This is a genomic window from Streptomyces spinoverrucosus (assembly GCF_006539505.1).
Taxonomy (GTDB): domain Bacteria; phylum Actinomycetota; class Actinomycetes; order Streptomycetales; family Streptomycetaceae; genus Streptomyces; species Streptomyces spinoverrucosus.
Genome location: NZ_BJND01000008.1, coordinates 321348 through 342975, shown reverse-complemented (window position 1 = coordinate 342975; position 21628 = coordinate 321348). Strand labels below are relative to the sequence as shown.

Below are 21628 nucleotides of genomic sequence, written 5' to 3'. Positions count from 1 at the left end.
CTTAAGTAAAGAGGGGTGCGTTACTTGAGGCCGGAGGTGGACATCCCGGCGACGAAACCGCGCTGGGCGACGAGGAAGATCAGCAGGATGGGGACGACGTACATCACGGAGGCGGCGGCCTGGAGCTCGGGGACGGGCGTGCCGCCGTCATTGACGTAGGTGGTCATCACGGCGACGGCGAGCGTGGTGCGGTCGGTGGACAGCAGCAGCTGCGGGGCGATGTAGTCGCCCCAGGTCCAGGTGAAGGCGATGATGAAGCTCGCGGACAGCACGGGCCAGGACTGCGGCAGGAAGATCCGCCAGAAGATCGACGTGTATCCGCAGCCGTCGACGATCGCGGCCTCCTCCAGTTCGCGCGGCATGCCCGCGAAGAACTGCCGGAAGAGGAAGACGAGATACGGCGCCGCGGACAGGCCCCACAGCACCCACGGCCAGTACGTGTCGACCATGCCGAGCTTGGCGAAGATCAGGTAGGTCGGCAGCAGGGTGACCATCTGGGGCAGCATCATCGAGCCGAGCAGGACGCCGAACAGCACCTTCTTGCCGGGGGCGTCGAGCCGGGCGAAGCCGAAGCCGACCCAGGCCGAGCTCAGGGTGACGAGCGTGGCGTAGAGAAGGGCGATGATCAGGGAGTTGCGGGCGTAGCCGAGGAAGTCGATCTGGGTGAAGGCGTCGGCGAAGTTGTGCCACTGGAAGACCTCGGGCAGCCAGTGCACGGGCGAGGCGGCCAGTTCGCCCTGGGTCTTCAGACCGGAGAGGATCAGCCAGCCGAAGGGGCCGAGGAACAGCCCGGTGACGGAGACGAGGACCGTGTAGAGGACGAGGCGCTTGGCTCGCACCCGCACGCGCACGTCGGTCAGCGATGACTTGGGCGGCAGACTGGTGGCGGTCACTTCTTCGCCTCCGGGTCGACGTTGTAGAACACGGCGCCGGACGTGAACTTGAAGATGAGTCCGGTCGCGATGAGGATCAGGACGAAGAGCACCCACAGCAGTGCGGAGGCGTAGCCGTAGCGGCCGAGCGCGAAGTACTGCGCGAACACGTGCATCATGTACAGGTAGTTGGACTGCGGGACCGTGGTGACACCGCCCGTGTCGCCGAGCGGCGCCAGCAGCAGCGGCATGATCGTCTGCACCGAGGCGATCATCCCGGTCACCGTCTGGAAGAGCAGGACGGGTGACAGCAGCGGAATGGTGATGCTGCGGAAGGTGCGCCAGGAGCTCGCCCCGTCGATGCGGGCCGCCTCATGGAGTTCCCTGGGTACGTCCTGGAGGCCGGCCAGCGAGATGATCATGATGTTTCCGGCGGCCCAGAGCACCGTCATCAGCAGTACGTAGCGGGCGTAGGGGTCGGCGAGCCAGCCGATGGCGTCGATGCCGAAGATGGTCAGGACGCCGTTGGTGGCACCGGAGTTCTGGTCGAAGAGAAACTTGAAGGCGAGGCCGGCGCCCACCGGCGGCACCACGGCGGGCAGATACAGCAGGGTGCGGAACAGGCCGCGTGCCTTGATCGGCCGGTTGACCAGGACCGCGAGGCCGAGCCCCGCGATGATCGACAACGGCACCGAGGTCACCGCGAACAGGCCGGTGCGGCCGAGCGCGTCCCAGGTCACCGGGTCGTTCATCAGCTCGCGGTAGTTGCCGAGTCCGACGTAGCGCCAATTTGGCGAGATGCCGTCGAAGGTGGTGAAGCTCAGCCACAGGGCGTAGGCCATCGGGGTGACGGTCAGCAGCAGGAAACCGATGATCCAGGGCGAGGTGAACATGTAGAACGCCCGGTGCCTGCGCGCGGTCATGGAGGTCCGCGGCCGGTCCGCGAGCCTTGCCGGGCCGGAGGTCGCGGTCGTACCGGGCCGGTCCAACGCGGTGGATATCTGATCAGCCGTCATCCCACCTGCTCCTTACCGCGCTTCAGCTGCTCGTTGATGGCCGAGTTCAGGCGCCCGGCAAGGGTGTCGACGGAGATCTGGCCGTTCATCGCGGCGGGGGCGATCTGGTTGAAGAGGGCGTCGAGTGCGTCCGCCCTGGTGTAGGGGGTGAAGGAGACGACCGAGAAATGCTTCAGCTCGCTCTCCTGCACCTTCAGGACCCGCTTCTGGTAGTCCTCCTGGGCCGGCATCAGCGAGCGCAGCGACTTCAGGGTCGGGATGCCCCAACCGCCGGATGCGCGCGCCTTGGCCGGCTCCTCGCCGAAGAACCACTCGAAGACCCGCCATGCGGCGTCCTTGTTCTTCGCCCCGCGCGGCATCCACAGGCCGGTACCGCCCTGGCAGGCGCTGATCCGCGGGCCGCCCGCGAAGACCGGGGCGGGCGCCAGGCGGGACACCTCCGCGAGCTTCTTGTCGGGGTAGATCATGCCGCCCAACCAGTAGCCGGAGTTCGACATGGCCAGCCGCCCGGCCTGGTAGGTGGGGCCGTCCCAGCCGTTGGGGTCGGGCTGGATGAGGCTCGTCCCGACCCTGGCCTTGCAGTAGTCGATGCACCAGGTCAAGGCCTTGCGGGCCTCGGGGGTGGTGAAGTCGACCCGGGAGAAGTCATCGGTGAAGAGGCTGCCTCCGGCGGACGCCGTCAGGGTCGCCAGGAGGGTGGACCGGGTCAGCCCCCAGTAGCTGCCGCCGAACACGGTGGTCTGGCCGTTCTTGCGCTGCGAGAGGCGCTTGGCGTTGTCCAGCCACTCCTCGAACGTGATCGGCTCGGTCTCCGGCGGGTAGTCGACACCGGCCTTGTCGAAGGCCGCGGTGTTGTACCAGTACATGGAGTCCTGGGAGAAGTCCTTCGCCATGCCGTAGCGCGGGCCCTTGCCCTGAGTGCGGCCGTCGAACCGCCACAGGTCGTTGACGGGGTCCAGGTCGTCGAGTCTGAGGACGCTGCTGCGGGCGAAGTAGGGGTCCAGCTCCTCGGCCACGTCCCGCGCCGCGAAGAACGGCAGGTCCACCGCGCCGACGCCGCGCACCAGGTCGGGCGGGTTCCCGCTGGTGAGCATCGCGATCAGCTTGGTGATGTCGTACCTCACCAGATTGATCTTGATGCCGAGTTCCTTATGGGCCTGTTTGATCTGCTCCGGGAGTATGTCACCGGAGTTGACCATCGCCGTGATGGTCTCGCCCTTGCCGCTGACCCCGGACGACACCTGCATGGCACAACCGCTCAACGCCGCCGCACCGGCCACGGCGCCGCCGGCCGACATGGCGAGAAAGCGTCGGCGACTGTGGGGAGCACCGGCATGGGCAGGCATGGGCGCCTCACCTTCTGGTCGGGGAGCACGGCTTGCTCGGCCGGATCGTGGGTCGGATCGCTGTAACGTCGTAGCAACCGGTTGCTATGACCGAGTGGCCAGAGCTTCGGCCCGTCCGGAGGTCACGTCAAGAGTCCTCGCACACTTTCGAAAGGTCCACGAAATGCCGACGACACGACCCATGAGGCCCGACACTGCCCCTCAACCAGCCGCTGACCAGCGCAAATGTCAGGATCGCCGCGGAGGAGCGCAACCTGGCGGCCGCCTCACAACCGGTTGCCCACATCTCACAGAACGGGCACCCTGAGCACCTGTCCCCCGTGACGTCGGCATCCGTGACCGTCGGCCCGAAAATTTTGCGGATCTTCCATCCCGGCCCGGCGATTGCCCCCTGTCGACAGCGGATCTACGGTAGAAGACGCTTTCAGAAAATGTTTCCGACCCACCCCTCGCCCCTCAGGAGAGTCATGCCCAGCGCCCCGCTGCCCCGGGCCGTGTTCGCCATGGATCCGGTGCATCTCCCGCTGCTGTTCCCCGAGGCCCTCGTGGCACGGCTGCAGCAGACGGCCGAGATAGACCCCGCGTTCGTCGTACGGGACTTCGCCGCCCCTGACGCCGCGGCGCGGCTGGCCCGCGCCGACGTGCTGATCACCGGCTGGGGCTGCCCGCACCTCGACGAGGACACCCTCACCGCGGCACCCGGCCTGCGCGCGGTCCTGCACGCCGCCGGCTCCGTCCGCTCCCTGGTCGGCGAGGCCCTGTGGAAGCGCGGCGTCAGCGTCTCCAGCGCGGTCACCGGCAACGCGCTGCCGGTCGCGGAGTACACGCTCGCGATGATCCTGCTGGCCGGCAAGGACGCCTTCGCGCACCGCGAGCGCTTCCGGGCCACGCACACCCACCCGGCCCCCGCCGAGACCGCCGCCATCGGCAACCTCGGCCGCCGCGTCGGCGTCATCGGCGCCTCACGCGTGGGCCGCAGACTCCTCGAACTGCTGCGCCCGTACGACTTCGAGGTGCTGCTCCACGACCCCTACGTGACCGCCACGGAGGCCGCCGCGCTCGGTACCCGGTCCGTGTCCCTGGAGGAGCTGCTGAGCGACAGCGACATCGTCAGCCTGCACGCCCCCGACATCCCCGAGACCCACCACATGCTGGACCGCGAACGCCTCGCCCTCATCCGCGACGGCGGCGTCCTCATCAACACCTCCCGCGGCGCCCTCGTCGACCACGACGCCCTCACCGACGAGTTGCTCTCCGGCCGCCTCAGCGCGGTGCTCGACGTCACCGAACCCGAGCCGCTGCCCGCCGAGTCGCCCCTCTACCGACTCCCCAACGTCTTCCTCACCCCGCACATCGCGGGCTCGCTCGGCAACGAACTGGAGCGTCTCGGCCGCATCGTCGTCGAGGAGTTGGAACGCCTGGCCGCGGGCCGTCCCCTCGCCCACGAGGTGCGCCACGCGGACCTGCCCCGGGTCGCCTGACGGCCACCGCCGCAGCGCTGTCCACAGGCCTGCTGCCAGGAGAAACGATGGGATACGGTTTCCGTACCGGTGGCGAGCGCGCCCGCCCCGGTGTCCGGGCCACGACGGTGAAGGAGCCGCAACGGTGAGTCAGCGCAAGGCACCGAGCGACGCCGGCCGGGCGACGATCCGGGACGTGGCGGAACGCGCGGGCGTCTCCGTGGCGAGCGTGTCGCGCGTGCTGTCCGGCAACTACCCGGTCTCCGACGACCTGCGCCGCAGGGTGATGAAGGTCGTCCGGGACCTGGACTACGTCACCAACGCCCACGCCCGCTCCCTGGCCGGTGGCGGCACCCCGACGGTCGCGATCCTCATCAACAACATCACCGGCGCCGCCTTCGCCCACGTGGCCAAGGGCGTCGAGGGCGCGGCGACGCTGCGCGGCTGGCTCTCACTGGTCGGCACGACGGGCGACGACCCGGAGCGGGAGCTGGCCCTGGTGAACCTCATGCGCCAGCAGGGCGTCGCCGCCGTCGTCCTGCTCGGCGGCGCCTACGACTACGACGAGTACCAGCTGCGCATGGCCCGCTTCGCCCGCTCCCTGGACGCGGCCGGCTCCCACCTCGTCCTGGTCGGCCGACCCCCGCTGGAGGGCGCCGTCCCGGCGACGACCGTCGACTACGACAACGAGTCCGGCGCCTACGCGATGGCCAGCCATCTGCTGTCCGCCGGCCACCGGGACATCCTGGTGCTGCCGGGGCACGCGGAACTGACCACGGCACAGGGCCGGTTGCGGGGCGCCCGGCGCGCCTTCGAGGCGTACGGCGTGCCCTTCGAGCCGGGCATGGTGCGGCACGGCCAGTACGACTACGAGCACGGCTACGAGGCCGTGGAGTCGGCCCTGCGCGAGAAGCTGCACTTCACCGCCGTGCTCGCCGGCACCGACGTGGTCGCCGCGGGCGCCATGCAGGCGCTGCGCTCGGCCGGGCTGCGGGTACCGGAGGACGTGTCGATCGTCGGCTACGACGACATCCCGCTGGCGTCCCAGCTCGCCCCGCAGCTGACCACCGTGCACGTGCCGTACGAGGAGATGGGCCGGGTCGCCCTGCGCGCGGTGGCCGACCGGCGCGAGGGCGGTGCGGGGCGGCGCAAGGGGGCCGACGGGGAGCATCTGGTGCTGGGCACCCATGTCGTCGTACGCCAGTCGGTACGGCCGCCCCGGCGGCACGGTTAGTCGCCCGCGGCGAAGAGTGTTTCCGTAAGCGTTTTCTACCGGTCCAACGAAACAAATTGCCGCACACCTCTTGCTAGAGGCGGGGGTAGCGGCCTAACGTCCCAGCAACCGGTTTCTATCACTTCTGCCTGGCCGCCCCCCGCCACCGAGCCGACGGTTTTCACAGATCGCCGTTGCCGGCCAGTACCGAGCCGCCGCGTCCCCCGTTGTGAGACGCCTACTTTCCGAAGGAACACGGTCCGATGAACTTCACCAGCCCCCGGAGAAGGTTCGCCCGCGCCGCAGTCGCGGGTGTCGCGCTCACCGGTCTGCTCGCCGCCTGCGGCGGCTCCGGCTCCGATTCCGGAGACTCCTCGGGTTCCGGCCCGGTGACCCTGCCCTTCTGGGGCTGGGCGAACGGCCAGGAGGCGGTCGTGAAGGCGTTCAACGCCTCTCACGAGGACGTCCAGCTCAAGTACACGAAGGTCACCGACCAGCTGACCATGCAGAAGCAGCTGACCAACGCGGTCAAGGCGGGCAACGCGCCCTGCCTGGTGCAGAACACCGCCGAGTACGTGACGAGCTGGGTCGCGGAGGGTGCGCTCGCCGACATCACCCAGTACGTCGAGGGCGAGAAGGACAAGTTCAACGCCGGTTCGTGGGCCAGCGCCCAGGTGCAGGGCAAGCTCTACGGCGTCCCGACGAGCTCCTCGCCGAACTTCACGATCTACCGTGCCGACATCTTCGAGAAGTACGGCATCGAGCCCCCGGCCACGTGGGACGACTTCATCGCCGCGGGCAAGGAGCTGAAGAAGCACAACATCAAGATCACCAACTACGCCGGTGAGGATCCCAGCACCCTGGAGGTGCTCGCCATGCAGGCCGGCGCGCACTGGTACGCCGTCGACGGCGACTCCTGGAAGGTGAACTTCCAGGACGAGGGCACCCTCAAGGCCGCCGAGGTGATCCAGGAGATCATCGACAACGACCTCAACTCCAAGCTGTCCTTCGCCGACTACGCCGCCGTGCAGCGCAACTACGACAAGGGCGGCACCGCGACCCGGCAGATCTCCACCTGGCAGATGGCCGGCATGGTGCAGAACTTCACCGAGTCCTTCGGCGACTGGGCGCTCTCGCCCTGGCCGACCTTCACCGGTGAGGCACCCAAGACGCCCGCCGGCACCAACCTCACCGGCAGCGTGACCCTGGTGACGGAGCAGTGCGAGCACAAGGAGCAGGCCGCCGAGGCGGCGCTGTGGCTGTCGACCGACCCGGGCGCGGTCAAGACGATGGCGAGCCCGGAGACCGGCAACGGCGTGATGCCGGCCCTCGCCGACAGCAACGCGTACGTCGCCGAGTCGATCTCCGAGAAGCTGCTCGGCAACAACTACGAGCCCGCGCAGAAGATCGTGACCGACAGCCTCGGCACCGTCACCACGGACTGGACCTTCGGTCCGAACTGGACGGCCATGTTCACGGAGATGCAGGCCGGCTGGGCCAAGGTCATCAACAAGGAACAGAAGGTCACCGACCTCCTGGCGCACATGCAGGAGTGGACCGTCAACGACCTGAAGTCCCGCGGTATCAGCGTCAAGGGCTAGGCACTCACCAATGATTCGCTCCCTGCGCTGGAAGGGCGCCGCCTTCACGGTGCCCTTCCAGCTCGGCTTCGTCTTCCTCTACCTGCTCCCGATCGGGTACGCCGTCTACCAGTCCCTGTACACCGAGCAGAGCTCGGGCCTGGGTCTCGGCGGGTCCACGGAGACGTTCTCCGGTCTCGACAACTACCAGCAGGGCCTGACCGACTCCGCGTTCATGGGTTCGGTCCTGCGCGTGGTGCTGTTCGCTTGTGTGCAGATCCCGGTGATGCTGCTGATCAGCCTGATCCTGGCGCTGCTCCTGGACGCGGTCACCGCCCGCGCGGCCGGCGGCTTCCGGATCCTGCTGCTGGTCCCGTACATGATCCCGGGTGTGGTCGCCGCGCTCGTCTGGATCAACCTCTACAGCCCCGAGGTCGGCCCGCTGACCCCGCTGGGCGAGTCCTTGGGCTTCGACTGGAACTTCTTCGCCCCGTCCATGGTGTGGCCGTCCATCGGCAACCTGCTCACCTGGCACGGCATCGGCTACAACATGGTGATCATCTACGCCGCCCTGCAGGCGGTACCCCGCGAACTGTTCGAGGCCGCACGCCTCGACGGCGCCTCCGAGCGCCGGATCGCCCTCAGCATCAAGATCCCGCACGTACGCGGCGCACTCGTCCTGACCGGCATGCTCTCGATCATCCAGATGCTGCAGATCTTCAACGAGCCCGCCCTCTTCCGCAACGTCACACCGCAGACGGTGAACGACAGCTTCACCCCGATCATGATCATCTACAACCAGGCCTTCAACGCGGGCAACTACCACTACGCCGCGGCCCTGTCGGTACTCCTCGCGCTCATCCTCGGCGTCGCGTCCTTCCTCTTCTACCGGCTGACTTCGAGGGAGGCCGACTGATGGTGCTCACCGAGGACCGTACGAAAAAACCGCCCACGCGCACGGTGCGCCGCCTGGGCCGCCCCGACCGCGCTGCCCGTTCACGGGGCGGGCAGCGCTTCCTCCTCATCGGCCTGGTGCTGGCCAGCGTCTACAGCCTGTTCCCGGTGTGGTGGCTGATCGTCGCCGCCACGAAGGACCGCACGGGGCTGTACCAGAGCAACGGCCTGTGGTTCTCCGGCATGCACCTGTGGGACAACCTGCATCAGCTCTTCACGTACGACGACGGCATCTTCCTGCGCTGGACGGCCAACTCCCTGTTGTACGCGGGCGTCGGCTCCCTGGGCGGCACCCTCGTCGCCCTCGCCACCGGCTACGGCCTGGCCCGCTTCGACTTCCCGGGCCGCCAACTGGTGTTCGCCTGCGTGGTGGGCTCGTTCCTGATCCCGATCGCCCTGCTGACGCTCCCGCTGTACCTGATGTTCTCGGAGATCGGCCTCGTCGACACCCCGTGGGCGATGCTGATCCCCTGCCTGATCAACCCGTTCAGCGTGTACCTGGCCAAGGTCTACACGGAGTCGACCATCCCGTTCGAACTGCTGGAGGCGGCCCGCATCGACGGCGCGGGCGAGCTGCGCATCTTCTTCAGCATCGTGCTGCGCATGATGACGACCGGCGGCGCCACGGTGTTCCTGCTCGCCTTCGTCAACACCTGGAACGCCTTCTTCCTCCCCCTCACCGTCCTGCGCGGCGAGGAGAACTGGACCCTCAACCTGGGCCTGTACAACTGGTCCGGCAAACGCCTCGAATCCGGCGTCGACCTCACCAGCCTGGTCCTGACCGGCGCGCTGATGTCCATCATCCCGATGGCGATCATGATGGTCGCGATGCGGCGCTACTGGCGGACGGGCGTCACGCTGGGGGCGCTGAAGTGACGCTGCTGCACAACCCCGTCATCCGGGGCTTCGCCCCGGACCCGTCCATGGTCCGGGTGGACGACTGGTACTACGTGGCGACCAGTTCCTTCGAGTGGTTCCCCACGATCCCGATCCACCGCTCCCGCGACCTGGCGCACTGGGAGTACGCGGGGCATGTGCGGGGCGCGGTCCCCGGGGACTCGCTGGCCGGGGTGCCCGACTCGGGCGGCGTGTGGGCGCCGTCCCTGAGCTGGGACGGGGAGCGGTTCTGGGTGACGTACTCCGTCGTGCGCTCGGTCGGCACGCCGTACTTCGACCTGGATACGTACGTCTCCACGGCCACGGACGTGGCCGGGAAGTGGACGGCGCCGCGCCGGGTGGCGAGCCATGGCTTCGATCCCGCGTTGTTCCACGACGAGGGCAGGCTCTGGCTGTTGAACCTCCAGAACGACCATCGCCCAGGGGGTCGGCGCTTCGCGGGCATCGTCATGACCGAGCTGGACCGGGAAACGCTGGTCCCGCTCGGCGACACGCACCTGCTCCTGCAGCACGACCGGCTCATCGAGGGCCCCAAGCTGCTGCGGCGCGACGGCTGGTACTACCTGGTCCTCGCGGAGGGCGGCACGGGATGGGAGCACGGGGTACGGGTGGCCCGCAGCCGTGACCTGACCGGCCCGTACGAACTCGACGACCGGCCCCTGCTGACGACGCGGGACGACGCCGAGGTGCCGTTGCAGAAGGCCGGGCACGGGGAGCTGGTCGAAACAGCGGACGGGCAGTGGCTGCTCAGCCACCTGACGGCCCGTCCGCTGCACACCCCGCACGGCCCGCGCTGCACACTCGGCCGGGAGACGGCGATCCAGCGGGTGGTGTGGGACGCGGAGGGGTGGCCGAGGCTGGCGCAGGGCGGCTGGCACCCAGCGGTCGAGGTCGACGTACCGACGCAGCCCTGGAATCCCCAACTCCCGCCAGCTTCCGCGCACTTGGACTGGCCGTGGAGCACCCTGCGCGAGTACCCGGACCCCTCCTGGGCCGACACCACCAGCCGCCCCGGCTGGATCCGGCTGCGCGGCCGGCAGGGACCCGAGTCGCGGTGGGCGCAGAGTCTGCTCGCCCAGCGGATCACGGAGCACCGCGCGGAGGCGGAGGTGACGGTGGACGCCCGGCCGCGCAGCTTCACGCAGGCCGCCGGTCTGGTCCTGCGCTACGACAGCGAGGCGTACCTCAGCCTCGACCTGACCTGGACGGAGCCGGAGGACGAGCCGCAGCGCGGCCAGCAGTGGCGGGGCGGCGGCCGGACGGTGCTCAGCCTGGTCGAACGGGATGAGGAGGGCGCCCGGCAGGTGGCGGTGGTCGACGTCGAGGCGCAGGCGCCGGTCACGCTGGGCGTGACGATCGACGACGCCGAGGCCCGCTTCTGGTACGTCCGGGACGGCGCCCGCACCCCGATCGGACCACCGCTGGACTTCAGCCGACTGTCCGACGACTACGGCTCCCGCCTGCGCTTCACCGGAGCCATGGCCGGGATCCACGCCCGGGACCTCGTCGATGCGTCGTTCACGGCGGATTTCCGGGGGTTCCGGCTGGTGAGCCGTCCGTAAAAGTGGGCACGCGGCGCCCGGGCCGTGTCCGCACAGGTACGCCTTCGTTCTTAGGGATGTACTTCTTAGAACTACGCCTTTAAAGCCGAGGTTGTCATGCCACGACGCGCCCTCCGGAACATCCCGAAGCCGCCCCAGATCTTCGACCGTGAATGGGAGTGGAGCGAGTTGACCGCATTCGTCTCCGACGAGGAGCCGGGACCGCGCCTCGCGGTCGTGTCCGGGCGTCGCAGACAGGGGAAGAGCTTCCTGCTCAAAGCGCTCACCGCAGCGACGAACGGCTTCTACTTCGCCGCTGTCGAGGCCACGCGGGCCGAGTCACTGAGTCTGCTCGGCGAGGAGATCGGACGATTCACGGACGCTCCCGTGCCACCCCGCCCTCATCACTGGAGCGAGGCCCTGGAACTGCTCTTCGACCTGGCCGCGGAGCGCCCCGTCACGATCGTCATCGACGAGTTCCCGTATCTGGTCCGGGGCGACACCTCCCTCCCCTCCCGCCTCCAGGCGGCCATCGGAGCGGGATTCGGTCGCGATCTGCGCCGCCACCCCCGCATCCTCCTCTGCGGCAGCGCCATGTCGTTCATGGGCGGTCTGCTCTCCGGCACGTCACCGCTGTACGGCCGCGCGAGACTCAACCTCGTCGTGCACTCCCTGGGTTACCGGGAGGCGGCCGAGTTCTGGGGCATCACCGACCCCAGGCTCGCCGTCCTCACCCACGCCGTGGTGGGCGGAACCCCGGCCTACCGGCGGGAGTTCGTGGCCGACGACGTACCGGACGGGCTGGACGACTTCGACGACTGGGTGTGCCGTACGGTCCTCAACCCCATGCGCCCCATCCACGGCGAGGCGGAGTTTCTGCTGGCCGCCGAACCCGACGTACGCGACCGCGCGCTCTACCACTCCGTCCTCGCGGCGGTCGCGTCCGGCAACCACACCAGCGGTGGCATCGCGAGCGCGGTGGGCCGCAAGGCCACCGACATCTCCCAGCCGTTGACAGTACTCAAGCGGTGCGGACTGCTGACCGTGGAGGCGGACGCCTTCCGCGGCAACCGCAGCGCCTACCGCATCGCCGAGCCGCTGATCACGTTCCACCACGCGGTGGTACGCCGCAACCAGGCCCTCATGGCCGAGCGACGCAACCTGAAGGCGGCCTGGCTCCTGTCCCGGGACACGTTCCTGAGCAAGGTCGTCGGCCCGCACTTCGAGCAGCTGTGCCGCGAGTGGGTCTCCTGGCACGCCGAGCCCGACACCTTCGGTGGTCTCCCCATCGAGGTCACCTCGGGGACCGTCGCCGATCCCGCCGCGCGCACGTCCCACGAGGTCGACGTCGTGGTACGCGGCGCGGTCGGCCAGGACCACGGCATCCTCCTCTCGATCGGCGAGGCGAAGTGGAACAAGCTCATGGACGTACGACACCTGGACCGGCTCCGCCACATCCTCGGACTCCTCGCGGCCCGCGGCATCGACACCACGCACGCCCGCCCGGCCTGCTACAGCGGCGTCGGATTCACCCCGGAGCTGCAAGCGGCGGCCAAGCGTGGCGAAGTGGTCCTGGTCGACCTGGGACGCCTGTACGGCGGAGCATGAGCCGGACCCGCTTCGCCGTTCGAGGTTTCGGAAGTTCAGGCCACCGCAGCTCCCGTGATTCCCGGCGTCTTCCCGTCCGCTTGCGGCCCGCTTAGGGTAGGAAGCGCTTTCTATCGTGGCCGGGGCTACCGGCGGGCGGGAAGCAGTGCTGGTCGCAGCTTTCGATGGCCCTCGGGCGGGCCGGAGAGGTGGTTCCCGATGGTCCGTACGGGGAGTGCGAGTGCGCCGGCGGGGCCGACGCTGGCGGTGGTGGCCCGGGAGGCGGGGGTGTCGGTGCCGACCGCGTCCAAGGTGGTCAACGGCCGCGAGGACGTGGCGCCCGAGACGCGCCGCAGGGTCACGGAGGCCCTGGTCCGGCTCGGTTATGTGCGCAGACCGCGCCTCGACGCGGCGAAGGCGCCCCGCCTCGTCGACCTCGTCGTGCACTCGCTGGACAGCTCCTGGTCCGGTGCGGTGCTGCACGGCGTGGAGCAGGCGGCGCACGACGCGGGCCTGGACGTGGTCGTCTCGGCGGATCTCGCCCGCGGCCGCTCCGGCCACCCGGAGCGCGGCTGGCTGGACAAGCTCACCGCGCGCGGCTCGGCCGGGGTGCTGTTCAACCTCGCCGAGCTGACCGAGTCCCAGTACGCCTGGCTCGAACAGCACCGCATCCCCTTCGTGATGATCGACCCGGTGCTCGAACCGCCGCCCGGCGTGGTGTCGGTGGGCGCGGCGAACTGGCAGGGCGGTGTGACGGCGACCGAGCACCTGCTGTCCCTCGGCCACGAACGCATCGCCGTCATCGCCGGCCACCGCCGGACCATGAGCGGCAGCGCCAGGATCGCGGGCCACCGCTCGGCGCTCGCCTCGGCCGGGGTGCGCCACCACCCGGAGTACATACGGCACGCCGGGTTCGACGAGTCCATGGCCCGCAGACGCATGCGTGAACTCCTGGACCTGCCCGAGCCGCCGACGGCCGTCGTCGTCTGCTCCGACCGTATGGCCCTGGGTGTGTACGGCGCCGTGGCCGAGCGTGGCTTGAGGGTCCCGCACGACATCAGCGTGGTCGGTTTCGACGACCTGCCCGAGGCCCGCTGGGCCGCGCCTCCCCTGACGACGGTCCGTCAGCCCATCTCGGAAATGGCGGCCACGGCCCTGCGCCTGCTCGTCCGCATGATGGACGGCGACCGCCCGGAGGGCACCCGCACGGAACTGTCGACCCGTCTGGTGGAACGGGCAAGCACGGCTCGGCCGGGCGGGTAGTGCACGTGTATTACAAGTAAGGGGCGGGGCGACCGCCCGTCAGCCGAGCCGCGCCGCCCATCGGATCCCGCCCCGCAGATGGGCCCGGAAGTCGGGGTCCGCATAGGCCTCGGAGGCGTGGCCGAGCGCGGTGTAGAAGACGCGCCCGGCGCCCTGCTCCCGGCACCACGCCAGCGGATGGTCGTCCCCCATGCCACCGCCCTCGTACGAGGACTCGTCTGCGGACACGAGCACGCGCACCGCCCCTCGCGGGTTGGAGCGGAAGTCGTACCACTCGTCGGTGAAGTCCCAGACGGCGGGCAGGTGCCGGGTGGCGGGGTGATCGCGGTCCTCGACGACGGCCTTGCCCGGCTGGTACGCGGGATGCCGGTCGAACCAGGCGCCCAGCAGTTCGCCGTAGTACGGCCACTCGTACTCGGTGCAGGCCGCGGCGTGTACGCCGACGAATCCGCCGCCCGCCTCGACGTACGCGGCGAGCCGCTCGCGCCCGGGCGTTGTGAGCACCTCGCCGCTGGTGGAGAGGAAGACGACGGCGGCGTACCCGTCCAGGGGGATCTCCAGGTCGGCGGGCTCCTCGGTGTGGTGGACGTCGAAGTACCCGAGCGCACGGAGGGCGGCGACGGCGGCCGGGATGGAGTCGTGCCGGTAGGCGGTGGTGCGGGTGTGGACGAGGAGTCGGGGGAGCATGCCGCCGAGCGTAGCCGGGGCGGGGCAGTGGTCCCCTGCTCACGGAAGATCCGAAAGTTTCGGATCACCGGTGGATGCGCATCTTGCTGCGGCTCGCTCGAACGGGCCTCGCCAGGCAGCCGACGGCACGAGAAGGTGATCGGCTGAGTTCCTGGATGGGAACCGGAATTGGAGGAACCTTTGATGTCCTTGCCGCGCGGCGAAACGAGCAGACCAGTTGTCGGCGCCCGGCGAGCCCATACGGGCCGGCTCCTGGCCACGGCAGGGTTGTCGGTCATGGCAGCGGGGGCGCTCCCCGCCCCGCTCGCGCACGCGCACGCCGCGACGGTGTCCGTACGGTGCTCCGTGCGTGAGCTGGTCGAGGCGATCAGCACTGCCAACAGCTCCCCCGGTCCCGACACCCTCCGTCCGGCCCGCAAGTGCACCTACCGGCTGGTGGCCCCCGCCCCCGGCAACACCGCCAACGGGCTGCCGCCCATCACCAGCGACATCACCATCGACGGCAACGGCGCGACGATCACCCGCGCCAAGTCCGCCCCCGACTTCCGCATCCTCCTGGTGGCGGAGAGCGGCACCCTCCGCCTCAGCCATGCCACCATCAGCGGCGGCAAGGCGACCGACTGCCCCCTTCTGCCGGGAGTCTGCGGTGGTGGCATCGCCAACGCGGGCACGAGGACGGTGAACAACAGCCGGGTCATCAACAACACCGCCACGTCCGATGTCGCGGCCGAGGGCGGCGGCATCGACAACGACGGCACCGCCACCTTGAACAGCACGGAAGTCAGCGGCAACACCGCCGATTTCACCGGCACCTCTTCGAGCCAGGCCGCAGGTGGTGGCATCGCCAATGACGGCCCGCTGACGGTCGTCGGTGGCCGGGTCCACCACAACACCGTCCGCGTCGCCGCGGGCACCGACAGCTTCGCGTTCGGCGCCGGCCATGCCAGTAGCGCCCCAACGACGATCAGGAACACGATCATCAGTCACAACCGCGCCAGCGCCCCGGGCGGCACCGCGCGCGCCGCTCTGACGCACAGCGCACCGACAGCGCCCGACATGATCATGACCGGCACCGTCATCCGCGACAACACCGCCAGCGCCCCGGGCGGCCTCGCCTTCAGCGGCGGAGTCGCGGCCAACGCCCCGCTGTCCATGACCCGCAGCCAAGTCATCGGCAACCAAGCCACCGCCGTCGGCGGCACCGCCCAGTCCGGCGGGATCAACATCGGCCCCACCGGCGCGCTCACCCTGAGCAGGAGCACGGTGCGCGGCAACACCGCGCCCCCGACGGCGGCACCGCCCTGGGCGGCGGCATCGGCAACGCCCTCGGCGGCACTGCCACGATCGAGCAGTCGCAGATCAGCGGGAACACCGCAAAGGCTCCGGACGGCGGCACCGCTCAGGGCGGCGGAATCTACAACGCCGTCGGCACCACGACCCTGAACAACAGCACCGTCACCGACAACACGGCCGGCGACGGAGGCGGCATCTTCGAGGAGTCCGGCACGGTCACCCTCAACGTCAGCCAGGTTCAAACGCAATACTCCGAACAACTGCGCCCCGCCGGACAGCATCCCCGGCTGCACCGGCTGAGCAATCCGTCAACAGGAGATGAGGGACGGAACGTGAGGGAGTGGTGCTCTCGCGAAGGCGCGTTGCCTCGAACCGGGTCGTGGCCGTTGGTGCCGGAGGAATGATGTGGCCATGGCGTTGTCGACGGAGTTCACGGAGTTGTTGGGCGTGCGGCACCCGATCGTGCTGGCACCGATGGGCGGTTCGGCCGGAGGCGCACTGGCAACGGCTGTCTCCCGCTCAGGCGGCCTCGGGTTGCTGGGCGGTGCGTACGGGGACCGGGCTTGGCTGGAGAGAGAGCTGCCGATCGTCGCGGAGGGAACCGACGAGCCGTGGGGTGTCGGCTTTCTGACCTGGGCGGTCGATGCCGGCGCGGTGGAGCAGGCGCTGGAGTTCAATCCCGCGGCGGTGATGTTGTCCTTCGGTGACCCGAGCCCGTTCGTCGATCGGATCCGCCGGTCGGACGCGGTTCTGATCGTTCAGGTCACCGATCTGGACGAGGCCAGGCAGGCCGTGGACGTGGGCGCCGACGTCATCGTGGCGCAGGGAACCGAGAGCGGTGGCCACGGCGCACGCCGCGGCCGCTCCACCCTCCCGTTCGTGCCGCTTGTGGTGGACCTCGCGGCACCGGTTCCGGTCCTGGCAGCCGGCGGGATCGCCGACGGCCGCGGCGTCGCCGCAGCCCTGGCTCTGGGCGCCGCCGGAGCTGTCATCGGCACCCGCTTCCAGGCCACGGTCGAAGCCCTGGTCGACCCCTCCATCAGCAAGGCCATCATCGAGGGACGCGGACAGGACACCGAACGCAACAGCGTGTTGGACATCGCCCGCGGCGCGAGCTGGCCGATCGAGAAGTACACCGCCCGTACTCTCGCCCACCCCTATCTCGACCGATGGCGTGGTCGGGAGGACGAGCTGGCCGGCGATTCCCAGGCGCGTCAGGATTACCAGGACGACGTGGCAAGAGGAGTGATTCCACCCCTGCCGGTCTGGGCGGGCGAGGGAGTCGACCTCATCACCGATCTGCCTTCCGCTGCCGACCTCGTCACCACGCTGGCTGCCCAAGCCGAGGATGCACTGGCCTGGGCCGGAAGGCGCCGGCCGGACAATCCGGACCTCATCGAGCAGACAGAGTGTGCGTGATGTGGTCGGTGAGGTGGGGCAGCCAGTCGGGCCGTGCGTTGCCGAGGAGGTGATCGCCGTGCGGGACGGACAGGTACGTGCCGTGCGGTGCCAGACGGGCCAGCGGCTCGCCGTTCGTCACGCCGGGTATGACGTCCTGGCCCCCGTCCACGACCAGCAGCGGAGCCGCGATGCGGGGTGCCAGGGCCGTGAGGTCCACATGGCGGGCGAAGTCGCGGGCGGCGTCGGCCCCTCCGGTGCGTCGGGCCATGATGTCCCTGACCGGCGGGGGCAGTTGCTCCCAGTCGAGGCGGAAGGGACCGCTGACGGTGGCGACCGCCGCCACGCGCGGCTCCAGCGCCGCGGTCCGGGCCGCGAAATAGCCGCCCAGGCTGAGGCCGACGAGTCCGATGCGTGCGACGCCGAGGGCGTCGATGACCCGGCCGACGACCTGCTCGTAGTCCGCTCTGAGGGACGTCGTGGACGCGAGCACGCCCTGCCCGGGGCCGTCCATCGCGAACACTGCCAGCCCTCTGGCGAGCAGCGCGGACGCCAGATCGAGAAACTCTTCCTTGGCCGAGTCCAGGCCGGGGACGACGACCACGGTGCCGGGGGCGTCGGCGGGGCCGCGCAGCCAGCCGGTGAATCCCTCGCCGCTCACGCGCCGCGCACCGGGCTCCAGCACGGTGAGGGCTCTGCTCAAGGCGCGGTCCGCCGCGGCGGCGGCACGGCTTGCCTCCGCGTACGGCGCGAGCGTAGCGAGGTGGAACCACCGGGCAGCCATCAGCAGCTGCTCACCCGCCGAGCGGGGCGATCCCGCGTCCTGCGCGCGCTCCAGGTAGGCGTGTCCGGTGCGCAGGAAAGCCGGTCCCCAGTCGGCGACGGAGGTGAGGCCGTCGGTGACGCGCCAGTACTCGTGGGGGTCGACACCCGCACCGGTGGCGCGTGTCCACTGCGCGGCGGCGAACTCGGAAGCGCTCATCGTCCTTCTAGCGTCAGCAGGACGGCCTTGCCGCGTATCCGGCGCTCTCGCAGGTCGACCAGCCTGCCGGCGGTCTCGGCCCAGTCCGAGATCCGGCCGATCTCCGGATGCAACTGCCCCCGTTCCACGAGTCGTACCAGTGCCGCGAGATCGGAGCCGTACGGGGCGCCGGCGTAGTGGAAGTGCTGGATCACGACACGCTCGGGCCCGCCCAGCAGTTGGAAGAAGTCGAGGGTCACCGGAGTGCGGCTCGCCTGGCCGAACCAGACGAGCGTGCCGCCCGGGCGCACCTTCGACAGGGCGACCGGGAGATCCGGCCCGCCCGTGGACTCCAGCACGACGTCGAACGGTCCTTCAGCTGCCGCGACCTCGTGCACCACCTGCGCACCCAGCTCCGCGAGCCGCTCGCCGCGCACCGGCGTGGCCGTCACCGCGGTCAGCTCGGCTCCGGCCCGGGCGGCCAGCTCGGTGACGTAGTGGCCCACACCGCCGGAAGCGCCGGTCAACAGCACCCGCCGGCCGACCAGGGAACCGGCTCTACGCAGCAGTCGCAGGGCGGTGATCCCGGCCAGCGGCAGGGCGGCCGCGCGTGCGCTGTCGATGCTGTCCGGGAGCACCGCGAGAGAGTGTGTGGGCACGGCGGCGTACTCCGCCCAGCCGCCCTGCGCCGGATGCCCGACCACGCGGGTGCCGATGCCGGGGCCCGAGCCGTCCGCGGCGGCCTGTACGACGAGCCCCGCGACGTCCTTGCCGGGCAACAGCCCCGGCGCAGGCTCTTCGAGCAGGAACGTCTCGCCCCGGTTCGGTGCGAACGCCTCGACCTTGATCAGTGCCTCGCCGGGCTCCGGGACGGGCTGGGGGACCTCGGCGAAGGCGACGGGCCGGGCCGCTTCCCCCGTGGGAATCAGTCTTAGCATGCCGAGGATGCAACCTCCGCGGCCACCGCACGATCCAACAACAGGCGGGAGATGCCGACAACTTTCGGTTGTCACCTATGGTGGGGCCGTGGATCTCGACGTGGCACAGGTACGTGCCTTCGTATGCGCCGCCGATGAGTTGCACTTCGGGCGGGCAGCCGGGACGCTCGCCATCTCCCAGCAGGCGCTGTCCAAGCGGATCGCGCGGCTGGAATCCCTCCTCGGCACCGAGCTGTTCCAGCGCGGAGGCACCGGGGTACGCCTCACCGATGCCGGACATCGTTTCCTCCAGCCGGCCCGGCAGACCGTGGCCGCCGCCGACGCCGCAGTCCGCGCGGCGATCGGGCAGGACCGTCCGCTGCGGGTGGACATCTGGGGCCACCTCTACGCGCCGATGCGGACGCTGGCCCAGGTCGCCGGACAGGCCGGGGATCTGGTACTGGGGCACGGGCGCGATCTGCCCTCGGTGACGGCGGCACTGCTGCACGACGACATCGACGCGGCCTTCGGCCGGGTCCACCCCCCGCTGCACCCAGGGCTGGCACATCGCCTGGTCCGCCTCGAACCAGTGGACGCCGTACTGAGCGCGGACCATCCGCTCGCAGCCGAAACCGCGTTGCGGCCCGACCAGTTGCGCGGCAGCGTGCTGTGGGCGCCCGGTGCGCTGGACCGGCTCGACTTCCTCCACCAGTTCGCCGAGCGATTCGACATCCGTGACCGGGCCACGAGCGTCAACCTGGGGCTGGCCCACTTCCTCACCGAAGTCGTGTCACAGCCGCAACGCTTCTCCCTGCTGCCCGCCGACGTATCCCTGCCGGAGGTCCCCGGGCTGCGCTCCGTCCCGCTGGTCGACCCCACGCCGCTGTACGCCTGGTCGCTGCTGTGGCGCACCGGCAACGGGCACCCGGGACTGAACAGCCTCACCGCCGCCTGCGCCGCGGAAGCGGGGCCAGTCGATGGCTGGAGTACGACCCGGCGCGCGACTGGCTGCCGGAACCGCCGACCGACTGAAAGACTGGGTGCCACCGTCGGAGACGGCGCGCATCAGCACGACTCGACGGTCACGGAGGAACGCCTCGGCGATGAAGATGGTGGGCGCACTGCTCGCCCTCTGTCGCGAGGCCGCCTGATACACGCAGAGGTCACTGGGCGAGCGGTTCGGCATCAGCGAGCAGCAGATCGCGTCGATCGAGCAGGGCCGACGGCCACTGAAGCCGGATCTCGCCGAAGGGCTCGACGATGACGAGGTCGAGCAGTTGGTTGCGACGACGAGGTCGCCGAAGCTGCCCGACAACTGATGGCGCTGTGACGTCAACCGCTCGCGCCCACGTCGTTGTTGGGCGCCCCGTCACCGGCCGGAGGCAGGTCGCCGCGTTCGACGGGCGTGGCGGCGTCCTGGGCAGGTGGCAGGAGGGTGTCGAGTTCGTCGGCGGACGGAGGGTGGGCGGCGAGGGCCGCCTCGCGGAGCACGTCGCGGGAGACCGCGGCGCCACTGATCCGCAGCACGTGCCCGTCCTTGGGTACGGCGTACTCGCGCTGCTCCCCGCTGCCACGGAACCAGGCGTCGCCGTCGCGCACGCAGTCGGAACAGTTGGCGGAGTTGACGGTGCCGCGGTCGACGGTGAGCTGTATCTGGGCGCCGGTCTGCTGTGACACGTACACGGCGGAGAAACCGTCGCCGCCGTACACACCGACGGACTGCTGGGCGAGGGTGAAGCCGTCGGCCTCGGTGACGTAGACGTGCTCGGGTGCGATGCCCAACGCCTGGGCGCGGGACCTGAGTTCGGCCGGGTCGGCGGCGCCGGCCTGCTCTGTGCCGCAACCGGTGAGCAGTACGGGCATCAGCAGGGCCGCCAGCGGCAGCGCACGTACGGAACGCATCATGCGCCCATCCTGCCGCACAGGCGTTCCACAGTTGCGTGCGGGTTGCGTAGCCTTGGTGACGATGAACACGATTCCGGCACACCTGGACCACCTCGTCCTCGCAACGCCCGATCTGGCGGCGACGGTCGCCGACTTCACCCGGCGTACCGGTGTGGAACCGGCGGTCGGCGGCACGCACGTCGGTCTCGGCACCCGCAATTACCTGGTCGGTCTGGGCGGAACCGGTTACCTGGAGATCATCGGTCCGGACCCGGAACAGTCCACGCCCGACGGGCCGCGCCCCTTCGGCGTCGACGAGTTGCCCGGACCGCGCACGCTCACGTGGGCGATCAGCCCTCCCGACCTGGACGCGGCGATCGCGGCCGCCCGTGCCCGTGGCTACGACCCCGGCCCGCCGCTCCCGATGAGCCGCCGCACCCCCGACGGCACGCTCCTGCAATGGCGCCTGACCGACGGCGTGTCCGCCCACCCCTCCGGCCTGGTCCCCTTCCTCATCGACTGGGGCGCCTCACCCCACCCCACGGCGTCGCACCTCCCCACCACTCCCCTACTGGCCGTCTCTGCCAGCCACCCGGACCCGGCCGAACTCCGCCCCCTCCTGACGGCCCTGGACACGAACCTCACCCTCACCGAGGGCCCGGTGGGCCTGACGTTCACGGTGGACACCCCACGGGGACCGGTGCGCTTCGACTGAGTTGGGTGGGACCACTCCGCCAGGCAGGGACCGCCGATCCATGG

General features: G+C 70.0%; 19 protein-coding genes and 1 pseudogene. 13 read left to right on the top strand and 7 right to left on the bottom strand.

Features of this window, described 5'->3' with window-relative positions; translation table 11 throughout:
* Positions 1-20: 20 nt before the first annotated feature.
* The 3 genes from SSP24_RS07655 to SSP24_RS07645 are packed head-to-tail and all read right to left on the bottom strand — an operon-like array spanning position 21 to position 3234.
* On the bottom strand, positions 21-893 hold the full coding sequence (locus SSP24_RS07655; RefSeq protein ID WP_141308115.1) for a carbohydrate ABC transporter permease: 873 nt from the start codon (positions 891-893) through the stop codon (positions 21-23).
* Positions 890-1888 carry a carbohydrate ABC transporter permease gene (locus SSP24_RS07650; protein ID WP_141308113.1) on the bottom strand — a complete coding sequence of 333 codons (999 nt, stop codon included), beginning with the start codon at positions 1886-1888 and terminating at the stop codon, positions 890-892. Before SSP24_RS07650 ends, SSP24_RS07655 begins: the two co-directional genes overlap by 4 nt.
* On the bottom strand, positions 1885-3234 hold the full coding sequence (locus tag SSP24_RS07645; RefSeq protein WP_141308111.1) for an extracellular solute-binding protein: 1350 nt from the start codon (positions 3232-3234) through the stop codon (positions 1885-1887). Before SSP24_RS07645 ends, SSP24_RS07650 begins: the two co-directional genes overlap by 4 nt.
* Before the next feature lie 467 nt (positions 3235-3701).
* Between SSP24_RS07645 and SSP24_RS07640 the strand changes: the two genes are divergently transcribed.
* The 8 genes from SSP24_RS07640 to SSP24_RS07605 all read left to right on the top strand — a co-directional run bounded on the left by SSP24_RS07640 (position 3702) and on the right by SSP24_RS07605 (position 13729).
* Entirely contained in the window at positions 3702-4715 is a 1014-nt protein-coding gene (locus SSP24_RS07640; protein WP_174864617.1) for a hydroxyacid dehydrogenase, read from the top strand.
* 124 nt (positions 4716-4839) lie between these two features.
* Positions 4840-5928: a LacI family DNA-binding transcriptional regulator gene (locus SSP24_RS07635; RefSeq protein WP_141308109.1), complete on the top strand. Its 1089-nt coding sequence runs from the start codon at positions 4840-4842 to the stop codon at positions 5926-5928.
* A gap of 242 nt (positions 5929-6170) precedes the next feature.
* Positions 6171-7508 (top strand): ABC transporter substrate-binding protein, encoded by a 1338-nt coding sequence (locus SSP24_RS07630; RefSeq protein ID WP_141308107.1) that lies wholly within the window; start codon positions 6171-6173, stop codon positions 7506-7508.
* Positions 7509-7518: 10 nt separating this feature from the next.
* Positions 7519-8403: a carbohydrate ABC transporter permease gene (locus SSP24_RS07625; protein WP_141308105.1), complete on the top strand. Its 885-nt coding sequence runs from the start codon at positions 7519-7521 to the stop codon at positions 8401-8403.
* Positions 8403-9317, top strand: coding sequence for a carbohydrate ABC transporter permease (locus SSP24_RS07620; RefSeq protein ID WP_141308104.1), 915 nt, complete (start codon positions 8403-8405; stop codon positions 9315-9317). The genes SSP24_RS07625 and SSP24_RS07620 overlap by 1 nt, the downstream gene beginning before the upstream one ends.
* A complete protein-coding gene (locus tag SSP24_RS07615) occupies positions 9314-10900 on the top strand; it encodes a glycoside hydrolase family 43 protein (protein ID WP_141308102.1) in 1587 nt (528 codons plus the stop codon). The genes SSP24_RS07620 and SSP24_RS07615 overlap by 4 nt, the downstream gene beginning before the upstream one ends.
* Positions 10901-10996: 96 nt before the next feature.
* Positions 10997-12487, top strand: coding sequence for an AAA family ATPase (locus SSP24_RS07610; protein ID WP_229864877.1), 1491 nt, complete (start codon positions 10997-10999; stop codon positions 12485-12487).
* A gap of 198 nt (positions 12488-12685) precedes the next feature.
* Positions 12686-13729, top strand: a complete 1044-nt coding sequence (locus SSP24_RS07605) for a LacI family DNA-binding transcriptional regulator (RefSeq protein WP_141308100.1) — start codon at positions 12686-12688, stop codon at positions 13727-13729.
* Positions 13730-13768: 39 nt separating this feature from the next.
* Here SSP24_RS07605 and SSP24_RS07600 read toward each other — a convergent pair whose 3' ends face one another.
* Positions 13769-14416 (bottom strand): ThuA domain-containing protein, encoded by a 648-nt coding sequence (locus SSP24_RS07600; RefSeq protein ID WP_141308098.1) that lies wholly within the window; start codon positions 14414-14416, stop codon positions 13769-13771.
* A 276-nt stretch (positions 14417-14692) separates the two neighbouring features.
* Here SSP24_RS07600 and SSP24_RS07595 point away from each other — a divergent pair, with 276 nt between their 5' ends.
* Together SSP24_RS07595 and SSP24_RS07590 are read left to right on the top strand one after the other, a co-directional pair.
* Positions 14693-15859, top strand: coding sequence for a hypothetical protein (locus tag SSP24_RS07595; protein ID WP_141308096.1), 1167 nt, complete (start codon positions 14693-14695; stop codon positions 15857-15859).
* Between the two features lie 261 nt (positions 15860-16120).
* On the top strand, positions 16121-17128 hold the full coding sequence (locus tag SSP24_RS07590) for an NAD(P)H-dependent flavin oxidoreductase (protein ID WP_141308094.1): 1008 nt from the start codon (positions 16121-16123) through the stop codon (positions 17126-17128).
* Here SSP24_RS07590 and SSP24_RS07585 read toward each other — a convergent pair.
* Both SSP24_RS07585 and SSP24_RS07580 read right to left on the bottom strand, forming a co-directional pair.
* Positions 17103-18089, bottom strand: a complete 987-nt coding sequence (locus SSP24_RS07585) for an alpha/beta hydrolase family protein (RefSeq protein ID WP_141308092.1) — start codon at positions 18087-18089, stop codon at positions 17103-17105. The genes SSP24_RS07590 and SSP24_RS07585 overlap by 26 nt on opposite strands.
* A complete protein-coding gene (locus tag SSP24_RS07580; RefSeq protein WP_141308090.1) occupies positions 18086-19006 on the bottom strand; it encodes a zinc-binding dehydrogenase in 921 nt (306 codons plus the stop codon). Before SSP24_RS07580 ends, SSP24_RS07585 begins: the two co-directional genes overlap by 4 nt.
* 88 nt (positions 19007-19094) lie before the next feature.
* Between SSP24_RS07580 and SSP24_RS07575 the strand changes: the two are divergent.
* Both SSP24_RS07575 and SSP24_RS45280 read left to right on the top strand, forming a co-directional pair.
* Positions 19095-20017: pseudogene (locus SSP24_RS07575) on the top strand (LysR family transcriptional regulator).
* Positions 20018-20151: 134 nt separating this feature from the next.
* The gene (locus tag SSP24_RS45280) at positions 20152-20304 is read left to right on the top strand and encodes a helix-turn-helix domain-containing protein (RefSeq protein WP_373866237.1); all 153 of its coding nucleotides are present in this window, start codon (positions 20152-20154) and stop codon (positions 20302-20304) included.
* Positions 20305-20317: 13 nt separating this feature from the next.
* On the opposite strand, the gene SSP24_RS07565 is transcribed toward SSP24_RS45280, so the two are convergent.
* Positions 20318-20890 carry a hypothetical protein gene (locus tag SSP24_RS07565; RefSeq protein ID WP_141308088.1) on the bottom strand — a complete coding sequence of 191 codons (573 nt, stop codon included), beginning with the start codon at positions 20888-20890 and terminating at the stop codon, positions 20318-20320.
* 61 nt (positions 20891-20951) lie between these two features.
* Between SSP24_RS07565 and SSP24_RS07560 the strand changes: the two genes are divergently transcribed.
* Positions 20952-21584 carry a VOC family protein gene (locus SSP24_RS07560; RefSeq protein WP_141308086.1) on the top strand — a complete coding sequence of 211 codons (633 nt, stop codon included), beginning with the start codon at positions 20952-20954 and terminating at the stop codon, positions 21582-21584.
* The last annotated feature ends 44 nt before the right edge of the window (positions 21585-21628 follow it).

Excerpts from the sequence above, each read along its gene's own strand:
- SSP24_RS07640 (WP_174864617.1), top strand. The coding sequence starts at position 3,702 with ATGCCCAGCGCCCCGCTGCCCCGGGCCGTGTTCGCCATGGATCCGGTG.
- SSP24_RS07620 (WP_141308104.1), top strand. The coding sequence starts at position 8,403 with ATGGTGCTCACCGAGGACCGTACGAAAAAACCGCCCACGCGCACGGTG.
- SSP24_RS07645 (WP_141308111.1), bottom strand. The coding sequence starts at position 3,234 with ATGCCTGCCCATGCCGGTGCTCCCCACAGTCGCCGACGCTTTCTCGCC.
- SSP24_RS07610 (WP_229864877.1), top strand. The coding sequence starts at position 10,997 with ATGCCACGACGCGCCCTCCGGAACATCCCGAAGCCGCCCCAGATCTTC.
- SSP24_RS07605 (WP_141308100.1), top strand. The coding sequence starts at position 12,686 with ATGGTCCGTACGGGGAGTGCGAGTGCGCCGGCGGGGCCGACGCTGGCG.
- SSP24_RS07625 (WP_141308105.1), top strand. The coding sequence starts at position 7,519 with ATGATTCGCTCCCTGCGCTGGAAGGGCGCCGCCTTCACGGTGCCCTTC.
- SSP24_RS07580 (WP_141308090.1), bottom strand. The coding sequence starts at position 19,006 with ATGCTAAGACTGATTCCCACGGGGGAAGCGGCCCGGCCCGTCGCCTTC.
- SSP24_RS07595 (WP_141308096.1), top strand. The coding sequence starts at position 14,693 with ATGGCAGCGGGGGCGCTCCCCGCCCCGCTCGCGCACGCGCACGCCGCG.
- SSP24_RS07565 (WP_141308088.1), bottom strand. The coding sequence starts at position 20,890 with ATGATGCGTTCCGTACGTGCGCTGCCGCTGGCGGCCCTGCTGATGCCC.
- SSP24_RS07590 (WP_141308094.1), top strand. The coding sequence starts at position 16,121 with ATGGCGTTGTCGACGGAGTTCACGGAGTTGTTGGGCGTGCGGCACCCG.
- SSP24_RS07585 (WP_141308092.1), bottom strand. The coding sequence starts at position 18,089 with ATGAGCGCTTCCGAGTTCGCCGCCGCGCAGTGGACACGCGCCACCGGT.
- SSP24_RS07560 (WP_141308086.1), top strand. The coding sequence starts at position 20,952 with ATGAACACGATTCCGGCACACCTGGACCACCTCGTCCTCGCAACGCCC.
- SSP24_RS07650 (WP_141308113.1), bottom strand. The coding sequence starts at position 1,888 with ATGACGGCTGATCAGATATCCACCGCGTTGGACCGGCCCGGTACGACC.
- SSP24_RS07600 (WP_141308098.1), bottom strand. The coding sequence starts at position 14,416 with ATGCTCCCCCGACTCCTCGTCCACACCCGCACCACCGCCTACCGGCAC.
- SSP24_RS07630 (WP_141308107.1), top strand. The coding sequence starts at position 6,171 with ATGAACTTCACCAGCCCCCGGAGAAGGTTCGCCCGCGCCGCAGTCGCG.